The organism is Bradyrhizobium sp. UFLA06-06, from assembly GCF_054820065.1.
This window is the reverse complement of the sequence record NZ_JADFUD010000122.1, coordinates 1-9,679: the sequence shown is the minus strand read 5'-3', so window position 1 is coordinate 9,679 and position 9,679 is coordinate 1. Positions and strand designations below refer to the sequence as shown.

Annotated in this window: 6 protein-coding genes and 5 pseudogenes; 6 read left to right on the top strand and 5 right to left on the bottom strand. The window is 57.7% G+C overall.

What is annotated here, in order from left to right; all coding sequences use genetic code 11:
• Positions 1-154: 154 nt before the first annotated feature.
• The 5 genes and pseudogenes from IF803_RS41760 to IF803_RS41740 all read right to left on the bottom strand — a co-directional run bounded on the left by IF803_RS41760 (position 155) and on the right by IF803_RS41740 (position 4,403).
• Complete coding sequence (locus tag IF803_RS41760) at positions 155-1,204, bottom strand: NAD-dependent epimerase/dehydratase family protein (protein ID WP_461196084.1); 1,050 nt, start codon at positions 1,202-1,204, stop codon at positions 155-157.
• Positions 1,205-1,317: 113 nt separating this feature from the next.
• Positions 1,318-1,656: a substrate-binding domain-containing protein gene (locus IF803_RS41755; RefSeq protein ID WP_461196083.1), complete on the bottom strand. Its 339-nt coding sequence runs from the start codon at positions 1,654-1,656 to the stop codon at positions 1,318-1,320.
• A gap of 714 nt (positions 1,657-2,370) precedes the next feature.
• Positions 2,371-2,448 (bottom strand): annotated as a pseudogene (locus IF803_RS41750) (IS5/IS1182 family transposase); the annotation flags it as partial.
• A 376-nt stretch (positions 2,449-2,824) separates the two neighbouring features.
• Positions 2,825-4,164 (bottom strand): annotated as a pseudogene (locus IF803_RS41745) (IS5 family transposase).
• A 101-nt stretch (positions 4,165-4,265) separates the two neighbouring features.
• A complete protein-coding gene (locus IF803_RS41740) occupies positions 4,266-4,403 on the bottom strand; it encodes a hypothetical protein (RefSeq protein ID WP_461196082.1) in 138 nt (45 codons plus the stop codon).
• Positions 4,404-4,432: 29 nt separating this feature from the next.
• Here IF803_RS41740 and IF803_RS41735 point away from each other — a divergent pair, with 29 nt between their 5' ends.
• The 6 genes and pseudogenes from IF803_RS41735 to IF803_RS41710 form a co-directional block, all read left to right on the top strand.
• Positions 4,433-5,374, top strand: coding sequence for a group II intron maturase-specific domain-containing protein (locus IF803_RS41735; RefSeq protein ID WP_461196081.1), 942 nt, complete (start codon positions 4,433-4,435; stop codon positions 5,372-5,374).
• Positions 5,375-6,037: 663 nt separating this feature from the next.
• A pseudogene (locus IF803_RS41730) lies at positions 6,038-6,178 on the top strand (hypothetical protein); the annotation flags it as partial.
• On the top strand, positions 6,132-7,043 hold the full coding sequence (locus IF803_RS41725) for a Gfo/Idh/MocA family protein (protein ID WP_461196080.1): 912 nt from the start codon (positions 6,132-6,134) through the stop codon (positions 7,041-7,043). The pseudogene IF803_RS41730 and the gene IF803_RS41725, both read left to right, overlap by 47 nt.
• Before the next feature lie 278 nt (positions 7,044-7,321).
• Positions 7,322-8,311: an NAD(P)-dependent oxidoreductase gene (locus tag IF803_RS41720; protein ID WP_461196079.1), complete on the top strand. Its 990-nt coding sequence runs from the start codon at positions 7,322-7,324 to the stop codon at positions 8,309-8,311.
• 297 nt (positions 8,312-8,608) lie between these two features.
• Positions 8,609-8,968: pseudogene (locus IF803_RS41715) on the top strand (recombinase family protein); the annotation flags it as partial.
• Positions 8,969-9,045: 77 nt separating this feature from the next.
• Positions 9,046-9,679 (top strand): annotated as a pseudogene (locus IF803_RS41710) (transposase); the annotation flags it as partial.

The following is a 9,679-nucleotide window of genomic DNA, read 5'->3' as shown; positions in this document are numbered from 1 at the left end:
AGTTCGTCGGCAGCGTCAGATGTGTATAAGAGACAGGAGAGAAACTTATCGGCTGGTCCGGCTTCGGCAGGCAGTGACGTTCGGCTCCATTTCAGCAATATGGTGCCGATACAATTCAAGCCCGCGGCAAGAACCGGGATGAGAGGTAGGCTATTCATCCCGGGATCATCCGCAATACGTAGGGAACCAACGCTAGAACCTGCTGTTTGACAGGCGACTTATCGTGTGACGCTCCGTGTTTGCTTATAGAGGCCTTATTGGCCTGATACCAATCATAGGTATCGATGATCATCTGAGAATTGGAGTACTTCGGCATATACCCAAGTTCTTTCTGCGCCTTCGAAATATCGAAATACATTGATCGCCCGTACGCGAGCGAATGATAGAGGCCCAAGGGGGAAAGGCCGAGCGCACTTGCCAGATTCGCTGCGAGGGTAGTCGGCCACATTGGAATAGATTTGATTCGGCTTTTGGTTCCGGCATGGTCGATCAACGCCTGCAGAAGTTCACGCATTGTGCCAAATTCGGCGGCACCGATATTGTATTCTGTAAAGCCTTTCATATTCGAGGCTGCAATGCATACCCAGGCCAAATCATCCGAGTGAACGAACTGATATCTGTTATTCCCGCCAGCCAAAACTGGAATGTTGAGGCCCCGTTCTATCCAGTCAAACAGGATTTGGAAGATGCCAAGGCGGCCATGTCCGAGAATGGTCCGCGGGCGCACAATCGCCACATCCAGACCATGGCGTTGTACTGCTCTCTTGCAAATGATTTCTCCTGCGAGTTTTGCGCGTCCGTAATCTTCGGCAGGACTGGGTTCTGTATTCTCTGTGACGGGATTCGTTTTCCGGGCGCCATAAACAGCGGTGGAGGAGGTATATATAAGCTTCTCGACTCCTGCCGCAGCCGATTCGTCGGCAATGATCTGCGTGCCGTCCTTATTGACGGACCAGAACAAGTCTACATCCTTGGCTAAAGGGGGCTGGGCGGCGGTGTGGAATACTTTATTCACGCCGGAGACTGCCTGTTTGACCGCGTTGCGATCCAGAATCGTGCCTTGGAAAAATTCCAGATTAGGGTGACTGAAGCCAGGTAAGTTCAGGTCGAGCACGCGAACGTGGGTTCCTTGCTCAAGCAACTCTTTGCTCAACAATTCCCCAAAATATCCGGAGCCGCCGGTAACTAGAGCTGTATTCACCATCTCTGACCTACACAAATCTCTAGAAAGCTGGTGGGAACATGTGTCGTCCGATAAGCCCTTGATTGGACCGCTAAGAGTTTAATTGGACCGCTTAGAGTTAAAGTTTTTCGGTCCTAATCTCGGCGAATGCTGGTGACGCCACTGGGGTTATGCAGCGCATTCCGTACATCTCGAGCGTGCTGATCGTGTATGTGATGCGGTTCAGCCGGGAGAAGCACCTGAAGCGGCGCACCTGGCGTGATCAGGTTGTAAAACCGTTCGCTTGCGCCGAAGCACATCACGGGCTCATCGCCGGGTTTCTGTTTGAAAGCTGCAGCAATCTCCTTGTCCGGCTCGGTGAAGTTCGCGGCAACCGCACGACATTGATATTCGCCGCTTGGGCAGCAAGCACAAACCTCGTCAGCGAATTCATGAGGATCAATCGGGCAAGCTTCATCGCAAGCTCCTTGCACGACCCCCACCGCCTTGCGTTGGCTCTTTCTTCCTCATCCCAGCAATCGGGGTGCCACTCTCGGACTTTATGAACGTCTCGGAGACGTGTATTGCTTATCGGAAGTGCCATTTGGAGCCCCGATCTCGCGATGTGATTCTTGAATTAGCGGCTCTCCGTTACGTACAATCCTCTGGAGAGCTCTCACGATCTCTAGTCGTCTCGAACCATCGGTTTCCAGTCCGCCGCCACTTATAAATTGCAGCGCTTTAGTTTCGAACCGGTAGTCGATCTCGATGGAAGAATATAGCAAAAGGGAAAGAAGTCCCCCTACCAATTCTTGAGGGAAGCGCAAAATCGCTCTCGCATTTACATCGCTCAATCATTCATCTGACGAATCATGAAACTGGAGACTTGGGCAGCCTTGCGCCCGCTGTGTCGACCTCGATAAGATGCTACCCGGCGTTGCTTTGTCTGCGATGGGCGCGGGCGGGCCAGCGCTGCACGACACTGTGTCGCTTGGCGTCCATGAGAGCGTCTACGACATCCTCGGGCCACGCTTGAAGTGGTGCGCCATGTCGGGAAGACGACGGTTTTCGCCTGACGGTGGAGCAGGTCACGCGGACGGTCACGCCGCATGCAGCGATGGGCAGCCGCATAGATCAGCGTGACTTTGCCGCGCCGGTCCGACGATCTCGGTCTTTCCGGTCAAAGACTCGAAGATCTCGAACTAGAGACCTTTGCGGCTCCAGCGATTGAAGCGGTTGTAAATCGTGCAGGGACCGTATTCCGGCGGACAATTCCGCCAGCGCGCCCTGACCGGAGCGTGTACGCGATCCATCGATGCGCGCCACGTCGTCCTTCATGTGCTTGCTTGGCCTGCGGCGTGCCATAGCGAGAATGGAGGTGAAAAGTGGGCTCGGTGGAGTAGCCAAAATAGGCAAAGCCTAACAATCGAAGGACCTCTCAATAATCGAGCATTCGCGTGAAGTCCGCAACATAGGTTCACAATTCTTGATGAAAGAGCCGTGCGCACGGCAGGTCCAATACCCATTGATGGGCTTTGTAGAGCCTAGGAAGAAGTAAGCCAAATGCACAAGTCGCCGATCTTGAAAAGTCTTCACATCTTCGAGGCGGTAAGCGAGTTCCCAAGCTTCTCAAAGGCAGCTGAAAGACTAAATAGTCGACCGTTAAGAAGCCGGATCGAGCTGAGCTGGGCAGTTTCGCGTGCGCCAGAGCAAGACCAGCAATAGGCGCAAAAGTTCTCTGAACCAGGCGAGGATGCGGTGGAAGTTGTGGCCGACGGCTGAGAGGACGACGTTGGCGGCATCACCGGCGACCTTTGAGGTAGCACCGGCCGAGGTGTCCTTCGGCTTTGAGGTGTCCGATGATGGGCTCAATGGCGGAACGGCGGCGCGGCTCGCGCTTGATGGCGCCGAAGACGCCGCGCTTCTGGCCGGAGATGAAGACGCGGCGGGGATTTTGCGCGTCGTGGCCGCGGTAGCCCTTGTCGACATAAGCGCGCTCGATCGCACAGCCGGTGAGTGTCTCGGTGCGGTCAACAACGTCCCGCAATGTGTGACCGTCGTAAGGATTGTCGGGCAGCGACTTGGCATGCAGCACGAACAGGCCGCCGGGAGCCCGGCGATTGTTGGTGACGACGGAGGCCTTCACCCCGAACTCGTAAGGCGCAGCGGCCTTGCTCTTGCCAATGCACTCCACCTCCGGGGCATGGAAGGAATAAAGCTTGAAGCCGCGTTGGCGCTGCTGCTGCGAGCGGATCTGCGTGGCCCGCCCAAGCGGGAGGGCGAACGCCTGCTCCAGTGCCGGCTGGCCCTCGATCTTGCGGCGGATGTCGCGGATGATCCGGCCCAGCCGGCTGCGCAGGATGCGCAGCTGCCGCTGATGCCGGTTGAACTGCTTGGCATGAGCGTAACGGCCCGCCATCATCACCGCACTTTTTGCTACGCGAGAATAGGATTGCCGCAGCCTGACCCCGTGCTTCCTCGCCAGGCGGTTCAGCCCCCGGATCGCTGCGTGCAGCAGTTTGGCGTCGGTCGGGAAGCTGATGGCCTTCGGCTGTGGTGTCGACCGTGACCCGCTTGAGGTCTTGGCTGCGTAACGCACCGGCTTAGTGCGCCACCCGAAGGCTCTCGGCCAACAGCCGCTCCAGCTTGTCACCGAGCCGCTTGCGCCAATGGCTCAGATCCGAGCGCTCGTGCGGGAAAACGTGCTGGAAAAACTCTTCGCCGGTGAAGAACTGGAAGTACGGGTCGTGGACCCAGCGTTCGCACACCCCCTCATCGGACAGCCCGTAAATGTGCTTGAGCAACAACAGCCCGATCATGAAGCGGGTCTCGATCCCCGGCCTGCCGTTCTCACTGTAGAGCGGGGCGATCTCGGCGTCGATCCAGTCCCAGTCGATCTTGCCGGCAAGCAGAACAAGCGCGTGCTTCATGTTGATGATCTGGTCCAGCCGTGCCCGGAACAGATCGTTCGATCCCGTCGTCTTGTGCTTCTTCGGCCGCATCGTCCCTCCGGTGCACCACAGAAGCACGGTTCACAACGGAGAGGAATCCACAAAACGAATTTGCAAGGTTTGCGGCGCTCAAGCCTCAAATCCCTGCAATGTCAAACGCCATCAAATCCCAAAAACACGTTCCAGCTCAATCGCTTAGATGCTTGTTCACGGGCGACTAAATAATGACTCACGGGGCCGTAAGCTACCAGATGCGCATTCTGCTGATACCGCTCGATGTCGCCCGCCATTCCGAGATGATCTCGCTCACCATTCCGGGATGATGTTGCCCGGGGTGACAAGGCCTCTTGCTCCGATACGCTCCCGCTTCTTCTGCTTGCGAGGCCCCGCGGTGGGTTTAGTCACGGTCGCCGCGTGCTCCAGAGCGGTCTTCGATCATCGTAATCGCGCAACCGGACGCAAAGCCGACGTGAGGCGCCAGCGTGCGCAGAAACAGCCGGCGGCACGACGACGTCGGGCGGCTATCACGCAGGTAGGCAACGACGGCCGCGCCGACATCTGGAGGCATCGGCATCAAATTCGCCTGGCGGAATGCGGACTTGAGATGCACCCCACCAAAACCAGGATCGTCTACTGTAGGGACAGCCGGCGGAAAGGAAGCTATGCGAACGTCAAGTTTGACTTCCTTGGCTACTGCTTCCGGCCCCGACGGGCAAAGAACTCGCAAGACGCCTCGGTGTTCTGCAGTTTTCTGCCTGGGGTGGTCAGCGCGTCGGCGCTGAAGTCCATGCGGGCGGCAATCCGGGATTTGAACCTCCGAAGACGAACCCATGTGTCAATGGCTGACATCGCTCGGCAGCTCAATCCACTCCTGCGGGGGTGGATTGAATATTACGGTCGATTCACGCGCGCGGCTCTGGGGCCAATCCTTCGATACGTCAATCAGACAATCGAGGCTTGGATGATGCGGAAGTTCAAACGCTTTATAGTCGCAAGGCCAAGGCCGGCCGCGTCCTCGAACGACTATCTCGAGAACGTCCCGGCTTGTTCGCACACTGGAAGATCGGAATACGCAGCTCGTTCGCCTGATGGGAGCCCAGTGAGGCGAGAGTCTCACGCTGGGATCTATGAGAGGTCGGCGCTGAGATTCTGCCGGCCTACTCGCCCGCGAAAGAAGTTTGTTCCGGTCTGCACTCAGAGCGGAAGGCGACGCGGACGGGTGCGACAACGCGAGCACCTGGACGTCCCGGCGTGGTCGTAGACCCTGGCATGTATGGACGTTCCTGGCGCGGGAACCGGGAGATTGCGCTTCACTTGCACTAACGCTTTCTTCTGATTCTCAGGCACGGCTACTGCTTCCATCGACCTGCGACGGCAGGCGCGCATCGGAATCCTGCGCTACTGCGCGAAAATGGCCGAATTTATGCATCGATTCGTTTTTCCGTGTTGTGATTTGCAGCTGCCTCTCCGTTAGAAAATGAGTCGACGAACTCCCCCAGTCGCCTTCAGGGCGATCCGCCGCCAAACAGCCTAAGTACAGAATGGAGAGGTACACTATGTCGCTTTTCAGGAGCGGAGGGCAACCACCACATTGGTGCCAGCTCATGGGGTTCGAGTTTGTGGAAGTCACTGGGCAGCCCCGGCCGTTAGCGATCACTGCCAATAAAAAGCACCCTGCTCGTCACACACGGAACTTGCCGGTTGACGAGCAAGAACTGGGTGAACGTGCTCTCTGAAGATCAGTACATGGATGAGACCGACGGTCCCTTTGCTGTGGACGCTGGCCACCAAACCGCGCAAATCCTCATCTTTTCCGGCAGGTGGGGTACCGAGTTGAGGATGTGCGGCATTTTCAGGTCGAACACTTGTTAGTTATCCCAAGTCGACCAATTTTGACTCCCATTGTCATGATAATGACGAATACTGGGTCATCATCGAAGGATCGGGCGCTGTCGTGGTCGGATCTCGCAGCTTCGAAGTCAAGGCGGGCGATTGTGTTGCCGTCGGCATGTGGCAGGGTGGCCGCCGACTTCTGGATCATCGTGATCCGGCCCGCGTTTCATGAGTCCGTCGTCGATCTAGCCCTTGCTCGAGGGATGCATATCCTGTCGGAGAAGCCAATCGCCGACACAACCGAGGCTTCCGTCCGCATCGCGGATAAGGTGAAAGCTGCCGGTTGCAAAATGGCAATAACCATGAGCGTCCGGTTTGGTCAGGATAAATCGACGCTGAGGCAGTTCGTGTGCGCGGGCGCGCTCGGACGTGTCAATACGGTGTCGTGCCGACTCGCTGGTGACTGTCGCGTATACGGTTTTTGGAGGCGGTTTCGCCGTGAAATGGCTTACTCTACGCTCATCGAAGGTGCAGTGCATTATCTCGATATCTTAGCCGATCTAGCGGGGGCGCACTGTACATCCATTTTTGCTCGTAGTTGGAAGCCGGAATGGGCGCAATACAAGGGCGACACAGACGTCGTAGCGTTGATGGAATTCGCCAACGGTGCGCATGGAGTTTATGAAGAGTCCGTAGCTCAATCCGCCGGGCTCAACGATTGGCATTTTGAATATTTTCGAGTGGAGTCGGCATCCGGGACCGCTATCCTCGACTATCGCGAGGTCGAGGTCTTTCACCGGAATCCGAAGCGTATTTATCAAAAAAACCGCCAATGCAAAGGGCAGCAGGTGTCCCTGCTACCTGGGAGGAAGTGGAATCATTCGCTATTGATCGAGCAGTTCTGCCGCTGGCTCGACGGCGGCCCCCCGCTGGTTACCAACGTCGGGGACCACCTACAGTCTGTGGTAATGGTGTTTGCCGCCGTTGAAAGCGCACCGCTCGGCCAGCCTGTCAAAGTACAAGAATTGCTCCAATCGTTTCGAGCGGGCGCTCCAATTGCACCACAGTCACATGTAGAATCGCCCCATGACGGCTGATCTGCTCTTTCCGCTCAGGCGGGCGGCATCGCTAGTCGACGTGTCCTCTCTAGCCGCCTCTCGGGATTGTCGGGAAGGCGACTGCTACTGCAGCCAGCCATTCTTGCTCGCGAACCGCCTCGCGGACCATGTCCGGGCGAGCCAAGATCCGATTCGAAATGCCGTCCGATACAAAACACGCAGAAGGGAAAGCTATGCCAAAAGCGATTGACCATAGGCTCCAAGGCATCATCTTGTGTCACGTCCGGAGCGAGGATAGTGTTAAGCGTGGCAGGACCTTGCTTGAGAGCAAGGGCTCGACTACGACCACCATCATGCTCGACAGTGGGACCTGGCAAGAGGAGCTGCGCGCCAAGCTACCTACCGCTGATTTGTTGCTCGTCGCGCCGTGGACAACGCCGACCTTGTTCATGAGCGAAGAGCTGCTCGATCTTGCTCCTAAGCTGCGCGCTATCGCCGGCACGTTCGATAACCGCTTTACCGACTTCGTGTCGATCGAAGCGCTGAAGCACCGCAACATCCGATTAATCGACACCTCGCGTTCTATGACACCTAGCGTCGCCGAATTCGCTCTTACCCAAACTTTGAACCTCCTGCGCGATGTTCCCGCTGGGATAGCGCTGATGCGCGCCGGCGGTTGGAAGCGTACCTCTTGGGATACCTTTGGCTATATCTATGGCGACCTCGCAGGCAAGAAAGTGGGGCTCGCCGGCTACGGTAGCATCAACCGTCGCTACCATGAGCTGCTCGGGGGCTTCGGGTGCCCGACTGCCGTATATGACCCGATGCTCGACAAGGCCGCGGCCCAAAATCTCGGTCTCACATATACGTCCTCGCTGGTTGAGCTCGCCGCTGCCTCTGAAATTTTTGTTGTTGGTATCCCGCCGCTCAAGTCATCGCTGCGCCACGTTAGTAAGGCAGTATTCGACGCCCTGCCGGTAGGTGGCGTTTTCGTGCTAGTGAGCCGCATGGCGGTGGTCGACGAGTCCGCATTGTGGCATGCTGTCAATACACGAAAATTGCGCGCGGCAATTGATGTATTCTCGACCGAGCCAGTTCCACCCGATGCACCCTACCGGTTCCATCCGAACGTCTTGACCACGCCGCACATTGCAGGAGAGGCATTTTATTGCCACGAGCGTTGCTTTACGGACGCTTGCATCGATGCACTCGCCGTCATCGAGTGCGGCAAGCTACGCTTTGAGGCATCGCCTGTTGACGCATCGATGTACATCGGCGTCGATAGCTCCGGGGGGGTAACGCAGTAGTAGTTGCGGAGGCACCCGCACACGACAGTGATCGTAGCGGATCATCAATTGGTGGAGGATCCGATCGGCCGGCGCACGACGACACGGCGCGTGCCAAGAGCGTTGGCTTGCTCGATCGCGATGTAGTCTCCGAGACAGCGCACAAGACGAACCGGCAGTCTGGTCTCCCGCGCTCTTCCACGTGCAGGACTTCTCCAATGCTGCGACGTTACGATGCACGTAACGGGCATAGATGCGATGCGTTGGAGATAGGCCGTCTTCGCCGATCCGGAGCCGGGAGCGAGCATCGGCGAGGTGCGTCGGCAATATTCACTTCGTGGACGCGCAATTGCCCTTGGCTAGCGCGACGAGCAAATCATCGTCATCGACAGCGATCAGGGCGAGTCCGGTGCATCGGCTGCCTGGCGCGAGGGCTTTCAGCGCCTGGTCAGCAACGTCGGCATGGGGCACGCCGGCATCGTGATGGGTCTGGAGGTCTCTCGCCTGGCGCCGAACAATACGGACTGGCAGCGTTTGCTGGAGATCTGCGCGCTGGCCGACACCCTGATCCTCGATGAGGATGGCGTCTACGACCCGTCAAGCTTCAATGACCGCCTCCTGCTCGGGCTCAAGGGCACAAGGAGTGAGGCTGAGTTGCATGTGATCAAAGTAAGGCTGATCTGAGGCCGGCAAACTGGACCATTTTTGGCTAGAGTTTTTCGCACCGATTCCCCGGCTGGGAGGAGCGACGGACGATGAAGGCCTCGAAATTTTCGGACGCCCAGAAGGCGTTCATCCTGAAGCAGGGCAGTGACGGGGTTGCGGTGGCGGAGATCTGCCGCAGGGCCGGGATCAGCCAGGCGACCTATTTCAACTGGAAGAAGAAGTACGACGGGCTGCTGCCGACCGAGATGCGACGGCTGAAGCAGCTCGAGGAGGAGAACGGCAAGCTGAAGAAGCTGGTGGCGGACCTGTCGCTCGACAAGGAGATGCTGCAGGACGTGATCCGCCGAAAGCTATGAAGCCTGGCCGGAAGCGCAAGCTGGTCGACGAGGTCTGTGGCGAGTGGCCGGTGTCGATCCGCAGGGCCTGTGACGCTCTCGAGTTTGACCGCTCGACCTATCACTACAAGTCCCGTCGCTCCGGCCAGGCTGCCCTCGAACAGAAGATCAAGGAGATCTGTCATGTCCGCGTTCGCTACGGCTACCGTCGTGTTCACGTCCTGCTCCGCCGCGAGGGTTGGCGTCATGGGCAGAACAAGACGCGCCGCATCTATCGCGAATTGGGCCTGCAATTACGCAACAAAACGCCGAAGCGCCGGGTCAAGGCCAAGCTGCGCGATGACCGCAGACCGGCCACACGGTCGAACGAGACCTGGGCGATGGACTT